Consider the following 21,739-nt stretch of genomic DNA (forward strand, 5'->3'; position numbering starts at 1 on the left):
CGCAATGTCAGGGGAGCCAGAGTCGTAGGCAGGCGATGGTGACCAGGGCTTGGTAGTGGCGGGCGCGTTTGTCGTAGCGGGTGGCGAGGGCTTTGTTGTGCTTGAGCTTGTTGAAGCAGCGTTCGACGAGGTTGCGGCGGCGGTAGGCCGCTTTGTCGAGGCGGCAGAGGCTCTCGCCGCGGCGGATGCGGCCGTTGATCTGGTCGATGCGTTCCGGGATCGCTGCCTTGATCCCGCGTCGGCGCAGGTAGGTGCGGATCTTGGTGGACGAGTAGCCCTTGTCGGCGGCGACCCGCTCGGGCCGGGTCCGGGGTCGCCCCGGCCCGCATCCCGGCACCCGGATCCGGGCCATCACTGCTTCGAACTGGGTGCAGTCGTTGACGTTCCCGCCGGTGAGGGTGAAGGCCAGCGGCCGGCCCCGGCCGTCGCAGGCCAGGTGGATCTTCGTGGTCAGTCCGCCGCGGGAACGGCCGATCGCCTCGCCCGGCCACGGCCCCCTTTTCGGGCCCCGGCGGCGTGCTGGTGGGCCCGCACGGTCGTGGAGTCCAGGCACACGATCGTCCAGTCGACCGCGCCGACGGCGTCGGAATGCTGCTGGACGTGAGCCAGCAGCCGGTCCCATGTGCCGTCGGCGGACCAGCGGCGGAAGCGTTCGTAGACCGTTTTCCACGGCCCGTACCGTTCGGGCAGGTCCCGCCAGGCCGCCCCGGTCGACAGCTTCCACAGGATGCCGTTGACCACCTGACGGCGGTCCCGCACCGGACGGCCCATCCGCGGCGGAGCGAGCAACGGCCCGATCACCGCCCACGACTCATCAGTCAACTCATGACGACGCACCACGAACAGACCAACGACCAACCCACTTTGCGGACACGACCTAGGCCCTAGGAACGGCTGGTGCTGCCGGGAGTTCCCACCCTCCCGGCAGCACCGCCCGTACATCGGGTGTACCTCAACTCACCGCCTGCCGCACGAGCGCACTGATCCGCGCCTCCACCTCGGCCGTCACCTCGGTCAGGGCGAACCCGGCCGCCCACATCGAGCCCTCGTCCAGCTTCGCCAGGTCGCTGAACCCGAGCGTCGCGTAGCGCGCCTTGAACTTCTCCGCGCTCTGGAAGAAGCACACGACCTTGCCGTCCAGCGCGTAGGCGGGCATTCCGTACCAGAGCTTCGGCTCGAGGACCGGGGCGTCGGCTTTGACGACCGCGTGGACGCGCTCGGCCATGATCCGGTCCGAGTCCTGCATCTCGGCGATCTTCGCGAGTACGTCCCGCTCCGCCTCAGCCGCCTTGTCCGCGCGCGAGGTGCGGCGGGCCGCCTTCTTCAGCTCTTGGGCGTGGTCCTTCATCGCGGCCCGCTCCTCGGCCGAGAATCCCTCGTGCTTACTGCTTTCGGTGCTGCTCATGGCAGATCTCCCCCTTGAGAACCTGATGTGCTGCATCTTGGGTGCGTGGGTGGCGACCTGCCGCCACACCCCCATCGGCACGCACAGTGCCGATCATGGCTGAATATTGCGCGGAGCCCTCCCGGATTGTCAACGGCACGCTGCGTGCCGTTAGGGTGGCGACATGACCGACCCGCCCGCCACGCCGAGGCGCAGAGGCGCCGCGCGCACCGAAGAGCTGCTCGATGCAACCCTCGAACTGGCCGCGGAGGTCGGTTACGCAGGCCTGAGCATCGAGGCGGTCGGCCGAAGAGCCGGGGTCGGAAAACACACGATCTACCGGCGCTGGCCGTCCATGCCGGCGCTGCTGCTCGACGCGCTCAGCCGCGCGTGGACCAGCGACCTGGGCTACCGCGACACCGGGGACGTCCGCGCGGATCTGCGCGAACAGTTCCTGCGCTCGGGCCGCGCCCTCTCCAGCCCGCCGATCGGCCCCGTCTACCGCGCGGTCATCGCCGAGGCGCAGGCCGATTCCACCCTGCGGGCGACCCTGCACGAACGGTTCCTGGTCACCGTCGAGCAGCGCACCCTGGACCGCATCACCCGCGCCCAGCGCACCGGTGAACTGTCCGCGGAAGCGAACCTGGAATTCGCCGCGGAGGTGCTGTGCGGCACGCTGTACTACCGCAGCCTGCTGTCGACCCGCCCCATCGACGAGGACGCGGTCGACGGGCTGCTGGACATGTTCATGGCCGCCTACGGAACCACCGGCTAGGACTCAAACGTGGGTCCGGCAGGTTCCGCCGTGGTCCCGCGGACGACCAGGCGTGGGGTGAGGACGACTTCGCGGGGTTCGGTGCGGTCCTGGTCGAGGCGTTCGACGGCGGCGGTCACCGCGTGCCTGGCCTGCTCCTGGGCGCTCTGACTGACGGTGGTGAGATTGAAGCAGCTCAGCCGGGAGAGCGTGTCGTCGTCGTAGCCGACCACCGAGACCTCGCCCGGGACGGCGACACCGGCGCGCCCGAGGGCGGCCAGGACGCCGATGGCGCTCTGGTCGTTGAACGCCACGACGGCGGTGGGCAGTTCGGTGCCGCCGAGGAGGTGGCGGGCGGCGCGTTCGCCGGCCGCTTCGGTGTGGTCTCCGGTCAGGACCCGGATGTGCTCGTCGAGGCCGTGGCGGCGCATGGCCGTACGGTAGCCGCGCCGGCGGTCGGTGGCGATGACGCCCTTGCCGCCGTCGACGTAGACGATCTCGCGGTGACCGAGGCCGACCAGGTGGTCGACGATCTGGCCGACACCTTCGTCGTCCGCGGTGCGCACGACGTCCAGGCCGACGTCGGCTATCCGGCGGCCCACGGCGATCACGGGTGACTTGCGGTCGAGGGCCGCGAGCGTGTCGGCCGGGGCGGTGGGACCGAGCAGGATCAGGGCTTCGCTGCGGAACGCGAGCAGCGTCTCGACGGCGGTGTGTTCGTCGCGGGTGCGGGTCAGGGTGCTCAGGACGAGGTCGTACCCGACCTCCTCGGCGGCCGTGTGCAGGTGCTCGACCAGTTCGGCGTGGAAGGGGCTGTGGATGTCGACCATGACTCCGAGCAGCCGGGTCCGTCGGCTGGCCAGCATGCTGGCGGTGCGGTCCACCTGGTAGCCGAGGTCGGCTGCCGCCTTGAGGACACGCTGCCTGGTCCGCTCACTCGGACCGGGCACACCCCGCAGCACCAGGGACACCGACGCCGTGGACACACCCACCCGAGCGGCCACGTCCTCCAGTCTGGGGCGCTTGTGCGTGCCGTTCCCATGACCCGCGGAACCGACATCCACCACTGTGCCTCCCCGGGCAATCTCCTCGCGCAACACCCTTGACACGCTCGCGAAACAAGGCTGATAGTACCAGAACTTAAAGCGCTTTAAATTGTCCTGTTGTACCGACGAAGTCAGCTCGTGAGCGCGGCACCGGATCATCCTCCCCACCCGCTTCCCGCAGCGCCCCGACCGAGGCCGTCGCGGCCACCCGGCCCACCCACGACCGGCGATCCCCATCCCCTTCCCGTCGCTTCCAGTCGCACAGTGAGGTGCACTATGAACCGCACGTCTCGCCCTCGTACCCGCAGACTCGTCTCCGTCGCAGCCGTGGCCGCCGCGGCCGCCCTGGTCCTGGCGGGCTGTTCCAGCAGCTCCGGCGGCAAGAACGCCGAAGAGGAAGCCGGCAACGCCTCGGCGGGCAAGGCCGACACCCCCCGCATGACGATCGCGATGGTCACCCACGCGCCCTCCGGCGACACCTTCTGGGACACCATCCGCAAGGGCGCCGAGGCCGCCGCCGCCAAGGACAACATCAAGCTCATCTACACCAACGACGAGACCGCGGGCGACCAGGCCAACCTGGTGCAGAACGCGATCGACCAGAAGGTCGACGGCATCGCCGTCACCCTGGCCAAGCCGGACGCCTTGAAGGCCGTGGTCGCCAAGGCCGAGAAGGCCGGCATCCCGGTCGTCGGCCTCAACGCGGGCCTTGGCGTGTGGAAGCAGCAGGGCCTGCTGTCGTTCTTCGGCCAGGACGAGTCCGTCTCCGGTCAGGCGCTCGGCGACAAGATCAACGGCACCGGCGCGAAGCACGCGCTGTGCGTGATCCAGACCCAGGGCGACGTCAATCTCGAAGAGCGCTGCGCCGGCGTCAAGAAGACCTTCAGCGGCAAGACCGACATCCTCTACGTCAACGGCACCGACATGCCGTCCGTGAAGTCGACGATCACCGCCAAGCTCACGCAGGACAGCTCCATCGACGAGGTCGTCACCCTGGGCGCTCCGATCGCGCTGACCGCCGTGCAGTCGGTGTCCGACGCGGGCAGCAAGGCGAAGGTCGCCACCTTCGACCTCAACAAGGACCTGACGAGTGCCATCAGCAAGGGCACCATCCAGTTCGCCGTGGACCAACAGCCCTACCTCCAGGGCTACTTGGCGGTGGACTCGCTGTGGCTCTACAAGACGAACGGCAACTACAGCGGCGGCGGCGAGGCACCCGTGCTGACCGGCCCGGCCTTCGTCGACAAGTCCAACGTCGCCAGCGTCGCCGAGTTCGCCGCGAAGGGCACTCGGTGACCAGCACGGCCCAGCAGGCCGGGCCGGCGGCGATCACGCCGCCGGCTCCCGGCTCCGGGAAGACCGACGGGCGGGCCGCGCGGCGCTCCCTGGCGCTTGGACTGCTCGCCCGTCCCGTGGCCGATCGGCCGCCGCCCCCACTGACACACCAGAAGGCACCGTCATGAAGATCGCCCTGGATCCCTACATGATCCGTAACGTCCCGTTGCTCGAACTCCCCGCCGTGGTTGCCGAGTTGGGCTACGAGTGGATCGAGCTGTCCCCCCGCGAGGACTTCATCCCGTTCTTCCGGCACCCACGCGTCGACGACGCCACCGTTCGCAGGTTCCGCAAGGCGCTGGACGCGGCAGGCGTCGGCATCTCCTCCCTGCTGCCACTGTTCCGCTGGTCCGGTCCCGACGAGGACGACCGGCAGGCGGCCGTACGGTACTGGAAGCGCTCCATACAGATCGCCGCCGACCTCGGCGTGGACAGCATGATCTCCGAGTTCAACGGCCGCCCCGAGCAACCCGGCCGCAGCGAGGCGCAGTTCTGGAATTCGCTGGACGAACTGCTGCCGCTGCTTGAGCGGGAGGGCATCCGCCTCGCGCTGGAACCGCACCCGGACGACTTCATCGAGAAGGGCTACGACGCCGTCAACCTGATCCGCGGGATCAACCATCCCAACGTCAGCTTCCTCTACTGCGCCCCGCACACCTTCCACATCGGCAACGACGCCCCCGGCATCATCCAGTACGCCGGGGACCTGCTCACCCACGTCCATCTGGCCGACGCCCTCGACCACACCGCGTCCTCCGGGAACCGCTACATCCTCAACCCGCCCGGCACGACGGCCCGGATCCACCAGCACCTGGACATCGGCCAGGGCGAGGTCGACTTCGACGAGCTATTCCGCGAACTGCGCGCACACGGCTTCGACGGCACGCTCACCGCCTGCGTCTTCGCCTGGGAGGAACGGGCCAAGGAGTCCTCGGTGTTCATGCGCAAGAAGATCAACGAATACCTGGCGACCTGGTCCTGACGGAACGCCGGTTTCAACTTCCCCACTTCCAGCTGAGATCTGCCGATCCCTCCCCCAAGGACACACCATGACCACGCGCAGCAAGCCGATCTCCGTCGCGGTGATCGGAGCCGGCATGGCCGGCCGCAGCCACGCCGCCGGATACCGCAACGCCAACACGGTCTTCGGTGCCGGTCTGCCGCCCGTCCGCCTGGCCGCGATAGCCGACGCCAACGTCGAACTCGCTGAGGACGCCGCCCGCCGCTACGGCTACGAGAAGGCGCACCCCAGCTGGGAATCCGTCGTCGAGGACCCCACGATCGACGCCGTCAGCATCGTCGTCGGCAACGCACTGCACCGCCCCATCGCGGAGGCGCTGGTCGCCGCGGGCAAGCACGTGCTGTGCGAGAAGCCACTGGCCGGGTCGCTCGAAGACGCCCGCGCGATGGCCGAGTTGGAGCGCACCGCCGATGTCGTGACCGCCGTCGGGTACACCTTCCGGCGGTCCCCCGGCATCGCCGGGATCCGTGACCATGTGCTTCACGGTGAGCTGGGCGATCTCACCCTGTTCAGCGGACGCTACTGGTGCGACTACGCGACCGACCCGAACGGGCCGCTGACCTGGCGGTTCAAGGGCGGTGCCGGTTCCGGCGCGCTCGGGGACGTCGGCTCGCACATCATCGACGCCGCCGAGTACGTCGCCGGTCCCATCGTGTCCGTCTCCGGCGCCTTCCTCTCGACGCAGATCCCCAACCGGCCGCTGCCGCTCGGCGCGGTCGTCGGGCACAACGGCGCTCCCGTCTCCGACGAGTTCGGCGAGGTGGAGAACGAGGACACCGCGTCCTTCACCGCCCGCTTCGAGTCCGGGCTCGTGGGCACCTTCTCGGTGACCCGCACAGGCTTCGGCCTGCCCAACGGACTCGCCTTCGACGTCCTGGGTGTGGGCGGCCGGGCCGCGTTCGACCAGCACCGGCCCGCCGAGTACCTCTTGGACGACGCCCAGCCCGAGGCCCGTACGCGCGGCGCCCGGCAGATCATCGCCGGCCCACAGCTGCCGTACTTCGCGGGCGGGGTCCCGATGGAGGCGCCGGGCGTGGGCGCCAACAACGCCGACAACTTCACCTACCAGGCCCGGGCCTTCCTCGATCAGGTCGCGGGCGTCGCCGAGCCGCTGCCGGCCTGCGCCACGTTCGCCGACGCGCTGCGGACCATGGAGATCATCCGTGCGGTCGTCGACTCCTCGCGCAACGGCGGCGCGCTCACGCCGGTTCCGCCGGCCTCCGCCTGACCATCCGCATCGCCGTTTCCGCCGTATCCAAGGAGTACGCACATGGCCCTCAAGCTCGGCGCCTACACCGCCTGCCTGCACGACCGCCCACTCGCCGAAGCCCTCGACATCCTCAAGGAGAACGGTCTGACCTCTGTCGAGGTCAACACCGGCGGCTTCATCCCCTCCCCGCACTGCCCGGTCGACCTGTTGCTGTCCTCGGCCACCGCCCGCGAGGAGTACCTGGCGGCCTTCGCCGACCGCGGCATGGAACTGACCGGGCTCAACTGCAACGGCAACCCGCTCAACCCGCTCCCGGGGGTCGGCCCGAAGCACGCCGACGACCTGCGCCGCACCATCCGCCTCGCGGGCCTGCTCGGCGTGAAGCACGTCGTGACCATGTCCGGCACACCGGGTTCCGACCCCGATGCCAAGTACCCCTCATGGGTGGTGAATCCGTGGGACGGCGTCTACATGGACGTCCTAGATTACCAGTGGGGTGTGGCCGTCGGGTTCTGGAAGGAGATCGACGCGCTGGCCCGGGAGAACGGCGTCCGGGTCGCCATCGAGATGCACCCGCACAACCTGGTGTTCTCCCCGGTCACCCTGAAGCGGCTCGTCGACGAGGCCGGGACGACGAACATCGGCGCCGAGATGGACCCCTCGCATCTGATGTGGCAGGGCATGGACATCGTCGCCTCCATCAAGTGGCTGGGCCCGCTGGTGTTCCACGCCGCCGCGAAGGACGCGACGCTCTGCCCCGGCGCGGACATCCGTGGCGTGCTGGACACGTCGTTCACCCGCGTGCCCGCCGACGCGCCCGGCAAGGTGCCCACCGGTTACGGGTTCTGGTGCAACGCCTGGCCGGAGAACCCGGCATGGAAGTTCGTCGCCGTCGGTGTCGGAAACGACGTCCCCTACTGGACGGAGTTTCTGCGCGCGCTCGCCGAAATCGACCCGGACATGGCCGTCAACATCGAGCACGAGGACGCCGCCTACTCCCAGACCGAGGGACTCGCCCTGGCCGCCAAGAACCTGCACAGCGCGGCGGCCGCTCTGTAGTCCGCGCGGGGGTGGGACGTATGGAGGGTCCTTCCTGAACCACGGCCGGACGTGCGGTACTTGGGCACCTCCGGCCGTGCAGCGTCGACAGTGACGGTGTGTCATTTCTCGGCGAGGATGGTCTTGCTCTGGCTCTGCATGTCCTTGAAGATGCTGTCACCCTTCTCACCGGCGAAGTACGCCTCGAAGAGCGGCTCGAACTCGGCCTCCAGGGCTGCACCGTTGGTGAGGCTCGGGGCCGGGTAGAGGACCTTGTTGTTGAGCATGTCGGTGAACACCGACAGATCGACGCCCTCGGCCTTGAGAGCCTTCGCCGAGGCCTCCATGGAAGCGGGGATGGACGGGAAGAAGGTGCCGGTCAGCGACGCCTTGGACTGGCAGGCTTCCGAACCCATGTAGGAGACCCACTTCCAGGTCAGGTCGGGGTCCTTGGTGCCGGCCCAGATGTTGTTGCCGTTGGAGTTGCTGAAGACGGCACGGGTCTTGCCGTCGGGGCCGAGCACGGTGGGTGCGATGCCGACCTCGACGCCCGGGATCTTGGTGAAGGTGGATGCCGACCAGGAGCCGCCGGTCTCCATGGCGATCTTGCCGGAGGAGATCAGGTCGACGTCCGAGACGCTGTCGGTGAACGTCCCGATCGCCGGCGCGTACCCCTTTTCCACGAGGGAACGGACCCAGTCCATCGTCTTGATGAACGTCGGGTCGTCGTAGTTCAGGGTCGTGGGCCAACTCGGCTTGTTGCTCAGCCGCCAGCCGGTGGTGGAGACGAAGGAGCTCCAGGTGGTGTCGCCCAGGAAGTCCTTGGCGGCTATCTGACCGAAGCCGTACGTCTTGATGTTGTTCTTGTCGAAGCCGGGCTCGTCGCCGCGGCGACCCTTGGTGTCCACGGTCAGGTGGGCGATCATCTTGCCGACGGTGCCGCCGTCGTCGGGGTTCCAGTTGAGCGTGTCGACGTCCGCCTTGCTGTAACCCGCATCGGTGAGCATGTCGGCGTTGTAGTAAATGCCGGTCGCGGCCCAGTCCAGCGGCAGGCCGTACTGCTTGCCGTCGGTGTACTTCCACGAGTCCACGCCGACGGAGAAGCGGGACAGGTCGAAGTTGTCCTTCTTTATGAAGTCGTCCAGCGCCAGCAACTGGTTCTGGTCGGCGTACTCCTGGAAGTACGTGATGCTGTCCTGGAAGGCGTCGGGGGCGTTGCCCGCGACGAACCCGGCGGTCAGTTTCGTGAAGTAGTCGGCGACGGCGTACTGCGAGATCTTCACGGTCACGCCGGGGTTGGCCTTCTCGAAGTCCGTCGCGCAGACCTTGTACGCGGCGGCCTGCTTGTCGTCCCAGGTCCACCAGTTGACGGTCTTCGAGCCGGAGCCCGAGTCCGAGCCGGAGGAGCAGGCGGAGACCAGGGCGGTCAGCGTGAGGGCAGCGCCCAGCGCCACGACCTTGCGAACTCTCATGATTCCTTCTTTCGCTTTTCTGGAGCAGTTCGGCTCTTGAGGCCCTACTTGAACCCGTACTCGAGGCCTTACTTGAGGCCGGAGAAGCCGATGGAGTTGACGATGCGTTTACCGAAGGCGAGGAAGAGCAGCAGGATCGGCAGCGCGGCGATGAGGGCCGCGGCCATCAGTCCGGCCCAGTCGGGGGCGGCCTGCGGGGAGGACTGCTTGAACACGCCAAGGCCGAGGGTCAGCGGCTGCACGTCCTGCGAACTGGTGACCAGCAGCGGCCAGAAGTAGTCGTTCCAGGCGTTGACGAACATCAGCAGCGAGACGGTCGCGAGCGGCGCGGACGACATGGGCAGGATGATCCGGAAGAAGATCCGCAGTGGCCCGGCGCCGTCGATGATCGCGGCTTCCTCGACCTCGCTGCTGAGCCCGAGCATGAACTGCCGCAGGAAGAACAGCGTGAACGCCTGGAAGAGCCCTCCGGGCAGGACCAGCCCGGCGAACGAGTTCAGCAGTCCGAGGTCTTTGATCATCACGAAGTTCGGCAGCAGCGTGAAGACGGTCGGAACCATCAGCGCGGTGATGAGGATGCTGAAGACGAGGTTGCGGCCCCGCCAGTGCAGCCGGGAGAAGGCGTAGGCGCCGGCGGCGGAGAACAGCACGATCAGCAGGGTCTGACTGGTCGCGTAGATCAGGGAGTTGCGCAGAAACAGGGCGATGTCGAGGGAGGCGCCCGAGCCGCCCTGGGCCTGGGCCTCGGCGGCGGAGGCGAGACCGAGGGCGCGCTCGAAGGCTCCCCAGGTGAAGCCGACCGGGAGCGGCGAGGAAGGGTCGGTCGCCAGCAGGTAGTTGTTGGACAGGGCGGTGCGCAGGATCCAGTAGAACGGGAAGAGCGTGACGGCCATGACGACCGCGAGGTACGTCCACGCCGCGATCCGGCCGGGCGACACTTTGCGGGATCGGCTCGGGGAACCCGGGCGCTGCCCGTTCCGCGTGGGTGCGAGGGTGAGGGCCATGACGGTTTCCTTCAGTTCAGATCGGATTCGTTGGCGCGGGCGAGTCGTAGCTGGGTGAAGGTGACCGTGATGAGCAGGGCGAACAGGGCCAGCGACATGGTGGCGGCGTAGCCGAAGTCGAACTGGCTGAAGGCCTTGTCGTAGATGTACTTCTGCAGCACGTTCGAGGCGTGGGCCGGACCGCCCTTGGTGGTGACCTGCACGATGTCGAAGACCTGGAAGGCGTTGATGACGGTCAGCACGACGACCATCGCCAGGATCGGGCGCAGCAGGGGCACGGTGAGGCGGCGGAACATCTGCCACTCACTGGCGCCGTCGACCCGGCCGGCTTCGTAGATGGTCGGCGGGATGGTCTGCAGGCCGGCGAAGATCAGCAGGGCGTAGTAGCCCATCCATTTCCAGACGCTGATCGCGGCGACGGCGGGTATCGCCCAGTCGGTGCTGCCGAGGAAGAGGATGGAGTGGCCGGTCAGGCGCTCCAACGCGATGTTGATGATCCCCATCGTGGGGTCGAGCATCCACTGCCACACCAGCGCGGCGATCACGTTGGAGATGAGGAAGGGCAGCAGGATGACGCCGCGCAGTGTCGAGGAGCGGGTGACCCGGTGCAGCACCACCGCTGTCACCAGCGACACCAGCGTGCCGAAGATCACCGACAGAAGTACGAAGTACACCGTGACCCACAACGACTGCCAGAAGACGTCGTCGTGCACCATCGTCCGGAGGTTCTCCAGGCCCACCCAGTTCGGCGGGGAGAGGACACGGAAGTCGGTGAAGCTGAGGTAGATCCCGCGGAAGGTCGGATAGGCGTAGAAGACCAGGAAGCCGACGACCGACGGGAAGATCAGCAGCAGCGCGACCGGCAGGTCCTTGCGGCGGGCCGCGAACGACCTGGTGGGCGTGGACCGTCGTATCTTCGCGAGTTTGCCGCCCTTCGCGGGCCGACCGTCCTTCTTCGTGAGCAGTGAGGTGGCCGTGGTGGCCGCCGCCCCGGCTGCGCCGGGCGATGGTTTCACCGGCGTCGTGTGGTTGCCCTTGGATGTGACCACCACGGCACTCTCCTTTGCGTGTGGTGCGTAGAGCGGGTGGAACGGTGAGCGTGAGTCAGACGGTGATCTTGTCGACGTCGGGCGCCCAGTCCACGGGGTTGGTGAAGGTCAGGGAGTTGCTGCCGGCCTTCAGCTCGATGGGCATGGTGATGGTCTGCGCGGTGCTCCAGTTGTTGTCGTTGGTGCCGGCCAGCGGGACCTGGACGGTTTCGCCGTTCACGGTTATCTCGATCACCCGGCTGGAGTCGCCGTCGACGTAGTCGAGCTTCATCAGGTAGGTGCCGTCTTGGGGAGCGGTGACGTTGTTGACCGCCACGGCACCCCACGGGAGGTTGCCGACCTTCTTGCCGCCGGAGCAGCCCGAGCAGTCGAAGACGCTCGCGCTTCCGGTGAGGGTGTTGGCCGATGCCTCGGCCTCATATCCGGTCGGACCGCCGGCCGCGGGCGTGGTGACCGGGACGGCCTTGCTCGGGGCGGACCGTCTGCCCTTGGCGTCGTTCGCGACGACGGTGAGGGAGTAGCCGGTGGCGGCGCGCAATCCGCTGACGGTGGTGGAGGTGCCCTTGGTGGTGGCGACCTTCGCGCCGTTCGCGTAGACGGTGTAGCCGGTGACGGGTGAAGCGCCGGAGTTCACCTTGTCCCAGGCCAGCGACACGCTGTTCGCGGTGGCGGCGGTGCCGTGCACGGCGAGCGGGGTGCCGGGAGCGCTACTGCCCTTCGGGGTGAGGGTGAACAGCCGGGAGCCGTGCGCAGGAAGGGTCTCGGTGAGGCTTCCGGAGACGTTGCCGAGGTTCTTGTGGCTCCACAGATCGCGTACCGACGCCTTGCCGCTGATGCCGAGGTCGGAGAAGTCCGCGGTGACCTCGCCGGCCTCGCTCCCCAGGTTGAACAGGGCCACGGTGTAGCTGCCGTCGGCGTTGCGGGCGTACCAGACCTGCTGCTGGGAGTTCTGGTCGACCGGCTTGGCCGGGTTGCCCGCCTGGTTGACCGCGATGACCTCGTCGTTGGTGAGCAACGACAGGCCGTACTCGTCGAGTTTGGTGAGGTCGTCGCCCGAGTAGAGCGGCGCGGACTCGATCGCCCACAGGGTGGCGTAGCTCTGCCTCTCGGCATCGGTGATGCCGTCCATGGCACCCACGCCGACGTTGAGGGCGTCGAGGTTGTTCCAGTAGCCGGGGCCCGCGTCGTCGATCCACTGGACGACGTCGTTCCAGCGTCCCTTGACGGAGTTGTTCCAGGTCACCAGCGTGTCGCAGTAGCACTCGACGTCCGTGTCGATCCGCGCTCCGTTGGAGTTGGCCTTCCACACGTCGGCCTGGGTGTGGCTCAGCGACCAGGACAGGGTCAACTCGATCGGGCGGCCCGTCTGTTGCAGCGCCGTGTGCCACGCCTTCACGTCGGAGGTGTTGTCGTGGTCCGCGTCGCCCTGCCACGAGCCCGGGCCGACGCCGTCGACCTTCAGGAAGTCCGCGCCCCAGCTGGCCAGTTGGTCGGCGAGGGAGTCGATGTACTTCTGCGAGCACGGATCGCTGAAGTCCATCTTGTACGCGTAGTTCCACCCGTTGGTCTTGCGCAGGTCGGGGTAGACGATGTCCGCGGTCGTGCAGCCGGGCGCGTTGTGGATGGGGTTCTTGCCGTCGTTGTACGCCGCGGGGTCGAGGCCGACCGCCAGGTAGAGGCCGAACTTCAGGTCCTTGGCGTGCAGATAGTCGCCCAGGGACTTCATGCCGCTGGGGAACGTGTCGCTGTTCGGTACCGGGCGGCCGTACTCGTCGAAGCTGGTGGCCCAGCCCGCGTCGATGTTGACGTACTCGTAGCCGTGGGACTTCAGCTTCGAGGCCATCACGTCGGCCTGCTCCTTGACGTGCTCCTCGGTGAGCCAAGGCACCCCGTAGCCTGGGTACTTGGTCGACTCCAGGCTCCAACTGCTCCATCCCATGTACGGCTTGGCGGCCAGGACCGGTGTGGCGCCCTGGCCTCCGCCCGCAGGGGAGGGAGTGGCCGCGGACGCGGCGGTCGGCACCGCCATCGACGCCGCGAGGGTCGTTGCGGCGACAACGGACAGGGCGAGTTCCCTGATGCCTCTGGGGCGCAGTCTGTGGCGTGCGTAATCTGCGGGTTTTGCTGGACGAACCATGGGTTACTCCATCTCGGCGCTGAAATGGCACAGCGGACTGCTGGGCGAGTCCGTGTAGTGCCCATGCACGGTCAGCCGCATGAGGAATTGGTTGGCCGGGGCAGCTCGGGCCTACCCCTCTTGCCCTCATCAGCGGTGGCCGTCCCGGAACACCGCCGAAGGGTGACAACAACGCGGCCGGACGGGGAGGAGACCGGCCGCCACCTGCGCCGGAGGAGTATCCGATCCACCTGACGCAAGGTGCGGCGAATGTAGTCAGGCTTTCCTTCCAGCGTCAACATATTGCGCGACGCGAATAATGAACATTCGTCTAAAGAATGGACCGGACTGGACCAGGAAATGGACTAAGAGGCGACTATCCGGGCTGTGCAGAATTGCTTTCTTATTTTCCGTTGGAAATGTATGGTCGCCGCATGACGCTCGCCGACCAACCACCCGCGGCCGCCCTGGTCTTCCAGGCCCTGCTCGCCCACGGCCCCCTGACCCGAGCCGAGGTCGGCCGACGCACCGGACTGTCGCCCGGCGCGGTCACCAAGGTGGCCACTCCCCTGCTGGCCGACGGCTGGATCACCGAGTTGGGCCGGCCCGCCGTCGAACGGGCCCACGGCCGCCCCGCCACCCTGATCTCGGTACGCGCGCAACGTGCCCGCTTCTTCGGCGTGAAGGTCACGGCGGACGAACTCATCGGCGTCGTCACCGATCTCGTCGCGCAGCCGCTCGCCACCGCTCGGGCCGGCCTCGCCTCGCGCGACGTGGGCACCGTCGTACTCGCCATCGCTCAACTGATCGCGCGGCTGCGGAGCGAGGCGGGAGCGCTGGAGGAGAGCGTGGTGCACGGTGTCGGCGTCACCATCTCCGGGGACGTGGACGGCCAGAACGGCACCGTGCAGTACTCACCGTTCCTCAACTGGCGCCGGGTGCAGCTCGGCAGGCTCGTCGAGGCCGCCACCGGACTCCCGACGGTGATCGAGAACGACGTACGGGCGCTGACCGTCGCCGAGCAGTGGTTCGGCGCCGGGGCCGGCCTGTCTTCGTTCGCTCTGGTCACCGTCGGCGCAGGCATCGGCTGCGGGCTGTCCCTCGGCGGCCGGGTGGTGTCGGGTGCGCACGGGGTGTCCGGAGAGCTCGGGCATCTACCCGTTGGCGGCAGCGACCGCGTGTGCACCTGCGGCAACACCGGTTGCGTCGAAGCCGTCGCCTCCACCCACGCCATCACCGAACAAGCCCGTCAGGCCAGTGGCAACCCCACTCTGACCATGGACGAAGCAGTCGGACTCGCACACGCCGGCGACCCCGCCGTACGCGCCGTCTTCTCCCGCGCCGGACACGCCATGGGTCTCGCCCTGGCCTCCGTCGCCAACCTCATCGGCCCCGAACGCATCATCATCTCCGGTGAGGGCGTGGCTTCGTACGCCCTCTACGAGGACCAGATCCGGCAGACCTTCGGGGCCCAGGTGTTCGGTGCGGCCTCCGACTGCGACCTCGTGGTCAGACCGCTGCCCTTCGAGGAATGGGCCCGCGGCGGGGCCGCGGTCGCCGCCCAGCACCTCTTCGCGCCCACCAAGTGACGCCTGCGGACGACTCGTTCGCATGAGCCTGCAGACGACTCCTTCGCATGAGCCTGCGGATGACATCCGCCCTCCCGCATACGCACTCCCTCGACCGTCCGGCTCCCGCACTCCTGGAAAGTCCACGCCATGCTCAATCCCGCTTCCGAGTGGAAGTCCCCCGGCACCGACGCTCCGTCCGGCGCTCTCTGGTACGCCCGCCCGGCCACCCGCTGGTTCGAGGCGCTCCCCATCGGCAACGGGCGCCTCGGCGGAATGGTCTACGGAGGTACCGACCGGGAGAGAGTCCAGTTGTCGGAGTCGACGGCCTGGTCCGGCGAGCCGTCGACGGCCGATGTGAGCGCCACCGCAAGGCAGTACCTCGCGCCCATCCGCGAACTCCTCTTCGCGGGCAGCCACGGAGAGGCACAACAGCTCGCCGCCGAACACCTCGTGGGCAGACCACAGTCGTTCGGGACCAACCTGCCCCTGCCCGAAGTGCAGTTGGACTTCCTCTCCGAGGCTCCGATCCTAAACTACCGGCGGACCCTGGACCTCGACACGGGCGTCGCGTCCATCAACTACGAACAGGACGGCATACGCATCACGCGCGACGCCTTCGCCTCGAATCCGCACGGCGTCATCGCGATCCGTCTCACCGCCGACCGGCCGGGTTCGATCGGATTCTCCCTCTCGATCCAGGACGGGGTGATTCCCGGACGCATCACGGCCACCGACACCGACGTCGTCCTCCGCGGCCACGCCTACGAGAACCTCCACAGCAACGGACAGCAGGGCGTCGCCCTGGAGATCCGCACACGCCTCGAAGCCGAGGGCGGTTCCGCCCGGTGTGTCGACGACACGGTGCACCTGGAGGGCGCGGACTCGGCTGTGGTCTACGTCGCCGTCGGAACGAGTTGGGCAGGGGACGACCCGGGGTTCCGTACCGACGTACTGCTGTCAGCGGCCGTGGATGCCGGGTACGCGGCGGTCCGCGCCGCACACATCGCGGATCACCAGGCCCTGATGCGACGGGTCTCCATCGATCTGGGAAGTGCCCCGGCCGACGCGGCGGCTCTGCCGACCGACGAGCGCCGTGCGCGGCTCGCTTCCGGGGAAGCCGATGCCGAACTCATCGCGCTGTACTTCCAGTTCGGCCGCTATCTGACCGTCGCCGGTTCCCGCCGCGACTCACCTCTGCCGCTGGCCCTCCAGGGACTCTGGAACGACGGCCTGGCCAGCAGCGCGCCCTGGACGAACGACTTCCACCTCGACATGAACACGCAGCAGAACTACTGGGCGGCCGAGGTGACGAACCTCGCCGAGTGCCAGGAACCGCTGTTCCGCCTGATCGAGACCACAGCCGCACACGGGCGTACGACCGCCAAAGAGATGTACGGCGCTCCCGGTTGGGTGGCGCACACCGTCACCAACGCCTGGGGCTACACGGCACCCGGTTCGGGTATCGGCTGGGGCCTGAACATGACGGGCGGGGCCTGGATCGCCCTCCAGCTGTGGGAGCACTACCAGTACGGGGGCGACGAGGTCTTCTTGCGTGAGCGCCTCTACCCGGTCTTCCGGGAGGCCGCCGAATTCTTCCTGGCCCATCTGGTGGCGGAGCCGGACCACGGCTGGCTGGTCACCGGCCCCTCCGAGTCACCGGAGAACTGGTATCTGGCGCCTGACGGAAGCCAGTGCTCGGTCTCCATGGGCGCCACCGCCGACCGGGTCTTCGTAGAGGCAGTGCTGCGCATCTGCGCCGAGAGCGCGGAGTTGCTCGACGTCGATGCCGAACTCAGGGCCCGGATCGCCGAAGCGCGCCGCCTGCTGCCCCCGTTCCGCATCGGGCGGCACGGACAACTGCAGGAGTGGCTGCACGACTACGAGGAGGCCGATCCGAGCCACCGTCACACCTCGCATCTGAGCGCTCTCTTCCCGGAACGGCAGATCACTCCGCGCGACACACCGGCCCTGGCACGTGCCGCGGAGCTCACGATCGAGCGCAGGCAGCAGGCCCCGGGCTGGGAGCAGACGGAGTGGGTCGAGGCGAACTTCACCGTCTACTTCGCCCGCCTGCTCAAGGCCGACCGGGCTCTCGCGCACCTCACCAACCTGATCACGGACGCGAGCGAGGCCAACCTGATGTCCTACTCCGCGGGCGGGGTGGCCGGGGCGGCGCAGAACATCTACTCCTTCGACGGCAACGCGGGAGGGACCGCCGGGATCGCCGAGATGCTGCTGCAGTCCGACGGAGACGAGATCGAACTGCTGCCGGCACTCCCGGCGAGCTGGCGGGACGGATACGTCCACGGACTGCGTGCCCGCGGAGGCTTCACCGTCGATCTCCGCTGGCGCGACGGGCGCCTCGATGCCGCACGCATCCACTCCTCCGCCGCCGGGAGCACCCGACTGCGCTACGGCCAGGAGATCCTTGACGTGAAGTTCGACAAAGGGGAAGCGGTTGTCGTCCGTTCAAGCTGACGACAACCCCTTCTCCCGGTGGTCACTGGGCGATCTGACCGCCGTCGACGAGAAGCGTCTGCCCGGTGACCGCGGACCCGTCGAGGGCGATGAACGCCACGGCCGAGGCGATCTCATCGGCCTCGAGCAGCCGGCGCATGGGGATCTGCTCGATCCACTGCGTCATCCGCTGAGGGTCGTCCATCCCTACCGTGTCGAGGATCGGCGTACGGGTACGGCCCGGCGCGACGGCGTTCACCCGTACCCCGTACTGTGCCCACTCCACCGCGAGCGACCGCGCCAGCTGGGCCACGCCGGCCTTCGCGACGTCGTACGCGACGTGGTACTCGGGGTTGGATCCGATGAAGGCCGCGATGGAGGAGATGTTCACGATCGATCCGGAACGCTGCCGGACGAAGTGCCGGCCGAACTCGCGGCAGGCCACGAAGGTGCCCGTCAGGTCGACACTGAGGATGCGGTTCCACACTTCGTCGGTCACGTCGAGGGCGTCGTCCTCGTGAGCTATCCCCGCGTTGTTGACAAGGATGTCTACGCGTCCGAACTGCCGCACCACCTCGTCGGCCGTCGCGGTGACGGCGAGCGGGTCCGACACGTCGAGCGGCAGGAACACGCAGCCAAGTTCCTTCGCGGCGGCGGCTCCTGTGTCCGGATTGCGGTCGGTGACGACAACGCGCACACCGCGGGCCACCAGGGCCGCGGCGATGGCGTAGCCGATGCCCTGGCCCGCGCCGGTGACGACGGCGACTCGCTCCTCGGACCGGTGCGGCTGCGACTCAGACATGTCAGTCCCTTTTCGTTCGTGTACGTCGGCTCTGCGCGCCCTGGGGCGGCTCTGATCGTGGAACGGATGCGGGCGCACGGCGACTCTGCGGCCGCGCGTGCGTCACACCGTCCTGTCGGCTCCCACTCCCGGAATCTGCCAGCGGACCCGCGCGGACGGAGCGATCGCGGTCGAGGCGCCGGGACTCTGCGGGCGCTCCAGCAGACCCTCGTGGACGACGCTGCGTTCGACGAACGCCTCCTGGGTCCACGGGATGAACTCGACGAGCGGAGGCACTTCGGAAAGGACGGTGCCCGCCAGGTGCTGGTGGACCTGCATCATGTCGCCGGCGTGAGGTGCCAGCCGCAGTCCTCTCGACGCGGCATGGCCGGCGATCTGCAGCCACTCCGTGACTCCGCCGACCCGGGTGACGTCGACCTGTACGACCCGGATGGCGTCCGCCGCCATGAAGGAGGCGAACTGGTGGTAGGAGTAGATGCTCTCCCCGGCGGCGACGTCCAGCCGGGTGGAGGCCTGCAGCCGGGCGTGTGCCTGAAGATCGTCGGCATGGAACGGCTCCTCGACCCAGTCCATCGCCGCTTCCTCGAGGGTCGGCATGATCTGGTTCGCCGTCGACAGGTCCCAGCGCTGGTTGGCGTCGCACATCAGCGTGACGTCGTCCCCGATCGCCTTACGGACGGCACGCACCCGTCGTGCGTCCTCCTTCCAGTCGGGGCGGCCCACCTTGATCTTCACCCGGGACCATCCGTGGTCGATCAGCGACGTGAGGTCCCTGACCAGGTCCGCGTCGGAGAGGTTCAGCCAGCCTCCGTCGGTGTTGTACGCCTCGATGCTGTCCTGCGTCCCGCCGAGAAGCTGCCACAGCGGCATGCCGGCGCGCTGCGCGGCGAGGTCCCACAGGGCGATGTCGACCATCGCCAGGGCCATGTGGACGACACCGGCGCGACCGATCCAGTGCGTCGGCAGCCAGTAGAGGCGCTTCCAAGTGCCCAGGATGTCTTCCGACGAGGTGTCGAGGAGAGCGTCGGCGTAGTACGAGGTGATCACGTCGGTGAGGAGTTCGGGGGCGCAGTGGATGCCGGAGATCCCGGTCCCGACACGGCCGTCGGCGGTGCGGATCTCCACCACGGGCACCGTCCAGTGCGTCATGGCGGCTGTGGAATCGGCGATGGGCCGCTGCAGGGGCACGGCGAGGGCATACGTCGTGACGGACGTGATCACCGCACCGTCGTCGCCGCGCGGAAGGTCGGCGCCGTGTACGGAGAGAAGCCCGCGGGCGATACCGAAGGAGGTCTGATCGGTCATTGTCCCAGTCGGCCATGGCCGCTGGGGCACGTCAACGTCGATATGCGTATGCGGGCGATCTGCCTCGCAGATGTCACGCCCATGGATTGTTGCGCGGACAGCGGTAAAGCTGTTGCCCTGAGGAGGTTTTGTCAATGGCACTCGAGTTGGCCTGGCTGCGTACATGGGTTGAAGTCGTGGATGCCGGCGGATTCACGCGAGCGGCTGAGCAGATGCACTTGTCGCAGCCGCGGGTCTCGGCGCACATAGCGAGTCTCGAACGCGAACTGGGTTGCTCGTTGATCGAGCGCCGGATAAGGCCGCTCACTCTCACCGACGACGGCCGTGCGTTGCTGTCGAGAGCCCGGGCCGTCCTCGCGGCAGCCGACGAACTCGTCACCGCGCGCCAGACGGACCGCGGCACCATCGCGGGCAACGTGAGCGTGGCGAGTTTCGCCAGCGGAAGCTCCGAATTCCTCCCGGGTGTCATCACCGAACTGCGGGAAAAACACCCGCAGATCCATGTCGCGGTGCTCGACGGAGACGTCGCCTTCATCGAGGCGGCACTGTCCGAGCGACGGGTCTCCGTGGCGCTCCGGCCGGTCCGCCCCGAGCCGCACGACCATGCGTTCACCATGCGTCCGCTGTGGCGGGAGCCGTTCGTCATGCTCGCTCCGACCGGCCATCCGCTGCTCGAGAAGAGCGAGGTGGATCTACAGGACTTCGTGAATCAGCGGGTCATCACCATCGGCAATCCGCTTGCCAACACGGTGGTCGGCTACGAAGCCGAAGTCGAGCTGAGCATCAAGGACACGGTCGCCCCCTACGGCACCGTCTCCCACCAGCCGACAACACTCGGCGCGATGGTGCGGGCCGGACACGGTATCGGAATCATCAACTACCTAGGCGCGGTGATGATTCAGCGTGAAGGCATGGAAATGCGCCCTATCCACAACCTGAACCGATACCGAGATGTCGGTATCTGGTGGCATTCGCAACGCCCCTTGGGCGCGGCTGCACAGGCGTTTATCCGAGCGGTCATCCGGGCGCCGCGACCAGAGGGCACAACTGCTATTCCACCGCTCTGATTTCCGCGGTGCGATTCGCGGTCCGGATACCGGTCATCCGGGACTCACCATTGACGTGGCGGCTTCCCGGGGCAAGGTTGGTCGGCAGCGGTCCCCCGCGTGGGAGCAGCCCGATTGTCGGCTGCCGAAAGCAACGAACGGAGTCGGGCATGACCAATGTTCGGACCTACTCGGATCTCGATGTCGCGGTTCGCAGCGACACGTCGGACGTGGGCGAGGGACCCGTCTTCGATCCTCGCACCGGCCGGCTCGTGTGGGTCGACATCTACGGCTGCAAGGTCTACGAGGACGACTTGTCCAGCGGTCGGCAGACCGTGACCGAGGTCGGCATGATGGTCGGTGCCGTGGCGCCGCGTGCCGACCATGACGGCTTCGTCGCCGCGGTGTCCGACGGGTTCGGCTTCATCGTCGACGGTGAGCTGAAAATGGTCGACCCGGTCCTGCCCGAACCGAACCTGCGTATGAACGACGGCAAGGTGGACTCGCGGGGACGGTTCTGGGCCGGCAGCAACGACATGAAGTTCGCCCCCGACCAAGGACGGTTGCACCGCTGGGACGGCGAGTCCCCGAGCGTCGTCGAGGTGGGCGGCCTGGTGCTGCCGAACGGTCTTGGCTGGAACGCCGACGACACGGTCATGTACCTCGCCGACAGCTACGCCAACCTGCTCTACCGGGCGGACTTCTATTCGGAGCAGGGAACCCTCGGTCCTCTCGACGTCCTTGCCGAGACCGAGGGACCGGGCGTCCCCGACGGCCTGGCGGTCGACGTGGACGGCTGCTTCTGGGTCGCCATGTTCGGAGGCCGCGAGGTACGCCGATACGATCCGGCCGGGCGTGTGGTCGGGGTCGTACCGGTGCCCGCCCACCAGCCGTCGAGCTGTGTCTTCGGCACGGACGGCCGTCTGTACATCACCTCCGCGCGCAACGGCCTGTCCGCCGAGGAACTGGCGCGCTACCCGCTGTCCGGTTCCGTCTTCGTCGTCGAGACCGGCACGACCGGGGTTCCCGTACAGCCGTTCTGGGCCTGAACTCCTCCGCCCGACCCGGGAGTTCACCGCTCCCGAATCCGCGACCGTCAAGCATTCGGCCACCCGCATCGTGCGGGTGG

18 protein-coding genes are annotated in these 21,739 nt (G+C 67.9%); 9 read left to right on the forward strand and 9 right to left on the reverse strand.

Going from position 1 to position 21,739, the window contains the following annotated elements; genetic code table 11:
* Positions 1 to 7 precede the first annotated feature (7 nt).
* Positions 8 to 837, reverse strand: a protein-coding gene (locus OG266_RS05180; protein ID WP_371552654.1) for an IS5 family transposase whose coding sequence is annotated in 2 segments (ribosomal slippage) — positions 8 to 480 and positions 480 to 837 — 831 coding nt in all. Because the reading frame shifts where the segments join, the coding sequence is not laid out codon by codon here.
* Positions 838 to 952: 115 nt separating this feature from the next.
* Entirely contained in the window at positions 953 to 1,405 is a 453-nt protein-coding gene (locus OG266_RS05185) for an iron chaperone (protein WP_371543221.1), read from the reverse strand.
* Positions 1,406 to 1,568: 163 nt separating this feature from the next.
* Between OG266_RS05185 and OG266_RS05190 the strand changes: the two genes are divergently transcribed.
* A complete protein-coding gene (locus OG266_RS05190) occupies positions 1,569 to 2,159 on the forward strand; it encodes a TetR/AcrR family transcriptional regulator (protein ID WP_371543224.1) in 591 nt (196 codons plus the stop codon).
* Here the strand turns inward: OG266_RS05190 and OG266_RS05195 are convergent.
* Entirely contained in the window at positions 2,156 to 3,151 is a 996-nt protein-coding gene (locus OG266_RS05195) for a LacI family DNA-binding transcriptional regulator (protein WP_371552656.1), read from the reverse strand. The two genes, OG266_RS05190 and OG266_RS05195, sit on opposite strands and share 4 nt — an antisense overlap.
* A 309-nt stretch (positions 3,152 to 3,460) precedes the next feature.
* On the opposite strand from OG266_RS05195, the gene OG266_RS05200 reads away from it, so the two are divergent.
* The 4 genes from OG266_RS05200 to OG266_RS05215 all read left to right on the forward strand — a co-directional run bounded on the left by OG266_RS05200 (position 3,461) and on the right by OG266_RS05215 (position 7,809).
* Positions 3,461 to 4,480 (forward strand): sugar ABC transporter substrate-binding protein, encoded by a 1,020-nt coding sequence (locus OG266_RS05200; protein WP_371543226.1) that lies wholly within the window; start codon positions 3,461 to 3,463, stop codon positions 4,478 to 4,480.
* 163 nt (positions 4,481 to 4,643) lie between these two features.
* The gene (locus OG266_RS05205) at positions 4,644 to 5,501 is read left to right on the forward strand and encodes a sugar phosphate isomerase/epimerase family protein (protein ID WP_371543228.1); all 858 of its coding nucleotides are present in this window, start codon (positions 4,644 to 4,646) and stop codon (positions 5,499 to 5,501) included.
* Between the two features lie 67 nt (positions 5,502 to 5,568).
* Positions 5,569 to 6,768 carry a Gfo/Idh/MocA family protein gene (locus OG266_RS05210; protein WP_371543231.1) on the forward strand — a complete coding sequence of 400 codons (1,200 nt, stop codon included), beginning with the start codon at positions 5,569 to 5,571 and terminating at the stop codon, positions 6,766 to 6,768.
* A gap of 42 nt (positions 6,769 to 6,810) precedes the next feature.
* Positions 6,811 to 7,809, forward strand: coding sequence for a sugar phosphate isomerase/epimerase family protein (locus tag OG266_RS05215; RefSeq protein WP_371543233.1), 999 nt, complete (start codon positions 6,811 to 6,813; stop codon positions 7,807 to 7,809).
* Between the two features lie 101 nt (positions 7,810 to 7,910).
* Here the strand turns inward: OG266_RS05215 and OG266_RS05220 are convergent, their stop codons facing one another.
* From OG266_RS05220 to OG266_RS05235, 4 genes are all read right to left on the reverse strand, one after another.
* Entirely contained in the window at positions 7,911 to 9,260 is a 1,350-nt protein-coding gene (locus OG266_RS05220) for a sugar ABC transporter substrate-binding protein (protein WP_371543236.1), read from the reverse strand.
* Positions 9,261 to 9,328: 68 nt separating this feature from the next.
* Positions 9,329 to 10,264 carry a carbohydrate ABC transporter permease gene (locus OG266_RS05225; RefSeq protein WP_371543239.1) on the reverse strand — a complete coding sequence of 312 codons (936 nt, stop codon included), beginning with the start codon at positions 10,262 to 10,264 and terminating at the stop codon, positions 9,329 to 9,331.
* A gap of 11 nt (positions 10,265 to 10,275) precedes the next feature.
* Positions 10,276 to 11,316, reverse strand: coding sequence for a carbohydrate ABC transporter permease (locus OG266_RS05230; RefSeq protein ID WP_371543241.1), 1,041 nt, complete (start codon positions 11,314 to 11,316; stop codon positions 10,276 to 10,278).
* A 52-nt stretch (positions 11,317 to 11,368) separates the two neighbouring features.
* Positions 11,369 to 13,450 carry a fibronectin type III domain-containing protein gene (locus OG266_RS05235; protein ID WP_371543244.1) on the reverse strand — a complete coding sequence of 694 codons (2,082 nt, stop codon included), beginning with the start codon at positions 13,448 to 13,450 and terminating at the stop codon, positions 11,369 to 11,371.
* Between the two features lie 413 nt (positions 13,451 to 13,863).
* Between OG266_RS05235 and OG266_RS05240 the strand changes: the two genes are divergently transcribed.
* Positions 13,864 to 15,018 carry an ROK family protein gene (locus OG266_RS05240; protein ID WP_371543246.1) on the forward strand — a complete coding sequence of 385 codons (1,155 nt, stop codon included), beginning with the start codon at positions 13,864 to 13,866 and terminating at the stop codon, positions 15,016 to 15,018.
* Positions 15,019 to 15,147: 129 nt separating this feature from the next.
* The gene (locus OG266_RS05245) at positions 15,148 to 17,478 is read left to right on the forward strand and encodes a glycoside hydrolase N-terminal domain-containing protein (RefSeq protein WP_371543249.1); all 2,331 of its coding nucleotides are present in this window, start codon (positions 15,148 to 15,150) and stop codon (positions 17,476 to 17,478) included.
* Positions 17,479 to 17,500: 22 nt separating this feature from the next.
* Here OG266_RS05245 and OG266_RS05250 read toward each other — a convergent pair whose 3' ends face one another.
* Positions 17,501 to 18,259, reverse strand: a complete 759-nt coding sequence (locus OG266_RS05250) for an SDR family NAD(P)-dependent oxidoreductase (protein ID WP_371543252.1) — start codon at positions 18,257 to 18,259, stop codon at positions 17,501 to 17,503.
* Positions 18,260 to 18,361: 102 nt separating this feature from the next.
* Positions 18,362 to 19,564: a mandelate racemase/muconate lactonizing enzyme family protein gene (locus OG266_RS05255; protein WP_371543254.1), complete on the reverse strand. Its 1,203-nt coding sequence runs from the start codon at positions 19,562 to 19,564 to the stop codon at positions 18,362 to 18,364.
* Between the two features lie 134 nt (positions 19,565 to 19,698).
* On the opposite strand from OG266_RS05255, the gene OG266_RS05260 reads away from it, so the two are divergent.
* Both OG266_RS05260 and OG266_RS05265 read left to right on the forward strand, forming a co-directional pair.
* Complete coding sequence (locus OG266_RS05260; protein WP_266472591.1) at positions 19,699 to 20,631, forward strand: LysR family transcriptional regulator; 933 nt, start codon at positions 19,699 to 19,701, stop codon at positions 20,629 to 20,631.
* 149 nt (positions 20,632 to 20,780) lie between these two features.
* Positions 20,781 to 21,659 carry an SMP-30/gluconolactonase/LRE family protein gene (locus OG266_RS05265; protein ID WP_371543257.1) on the forward strand — a complete coding sequence of 293 codons (879 nt, stop codon included), beginning with the start codon at positions 20,781 to 20,783 and terminating at the stop codon, positions 21,657 to 21,659.
* The last annotated feature ends 80 nt before the right edge of the window (positions 21,660 to 21,739 follow it).

This window comes from Streptomyces sp. NBC_00554, from assembly GCF_041431135.1.
Lineage (GTDB): Bacteria > Actinomycetota > Actinomycetes > Streptomycetales > Streptomycetaceae > Streptomyces.

Bases quoted from the DNA above. Each gene is read 5' to 3' on its own strand.
- OG266_RS05265 (WP_371543257.1), top strand. From the start codon at position 20,781: ATGACCAATGTTCGGACCTACTCGGATCTCGATGTCGCGGTTCGCAGC.
- OG266_RS05210 (WP_371543231.1), top strand. From the start codon at position 5,569: ATGACCACGCGCAGCAAGCCGATCTCCGTCGCGGTGATCGGAGCCGGC.
- OG266_RS05225 (WP_371543239.1), bottom strand. From the start codon at position 10,264: ATGGCCCTCACCCTCGCACCCACGCGGAACGGGCAGCGCCCGGGTTCC.
- OG266_RS05215 (WP_371543233.1), top strand. From the start codon at position 6,811: ATGGCCCTCAAGCTCGGCGCCTACACCGCCTGCCTGCACGACCGCCCA.
- OG266_RS05185 (WP_371543221.1), bottom strand. From the start codon at position 1,405: ATGAGCAGCACCGAAAGCAGTAAGCACGAGGGATTCTCGGCCGAGGAG.
- OG266_RS05200 (WP_371543226.1), top strand. From the start codon at position 3,461: ATGAACCGCACGTCTCGCCCTCGTACCCGCAGACTCGTCTCCGTCGCA.
- OG266_RS05190 (WP_371543224.1), top strand. From the start codon at position 1,569: ATGACCGACCCGCCCGCCACGCCGAGGCGCAGAGGCGCCGCGCGCACC.
- OG266_RS05250 (WP_371543252.1), bottom strand. From the start codon at position 18,259: ATGTCTGAGTCGCAGCCGCACCGGTCCGAGGAGCGAGTCGCCGTCGTC.
- OG266_RS05255 (WP_371543254.1), bottom strand. From the start codon at position 19,564: ATGACCGATCAGACCTCCTTCGGTATCGCCCGCGGGCTTCTCTCCGTA.
- OG266_RS05235 (WP_371543244.1), bottom strand. From the start codon at position 13,450: ATGGTTCGTCCAGCAAAACCCGCAGATTACGCACGCCACAGACTGCGC.
- OG266_RS05220 (WP_371543236.1), bottom strand. From the start codon at position 9,260: ATGAGAGTTCGCAAGGTCGTGGCGCTGGGCGCTGCCCTCACGCTGACC.
- OG266_RS05245 (WP_371543249.1), top strand. From the start codon at position 15,148: ATGCTCAATCCCGCTTCCGAGTGGAAGTCCCCCGGCACCGACGCTCCG.
- OG266_RS05205 (WP_371543228.1), top strand. From the start codon at position 4,644: ATGAAGATCGCCCTGGATCCCTACATGATCCGTAACGTCCCGTTGCTC.
- OG266_RS05240 (WP_371543246.1), top strand. From the start codon at position 13,864: ATGACGCTCGCCGACCAACCACCCGCGGCCGCCCTGGTCTTCCAGGCC.
- OG266_RS05260 (WP_266472591.1), top strand. From the start codon at position 19,699: ATGGCACTCGAGTTGGCCTGGCTGCGTACATGGGTTGAAGTCGTGGAT.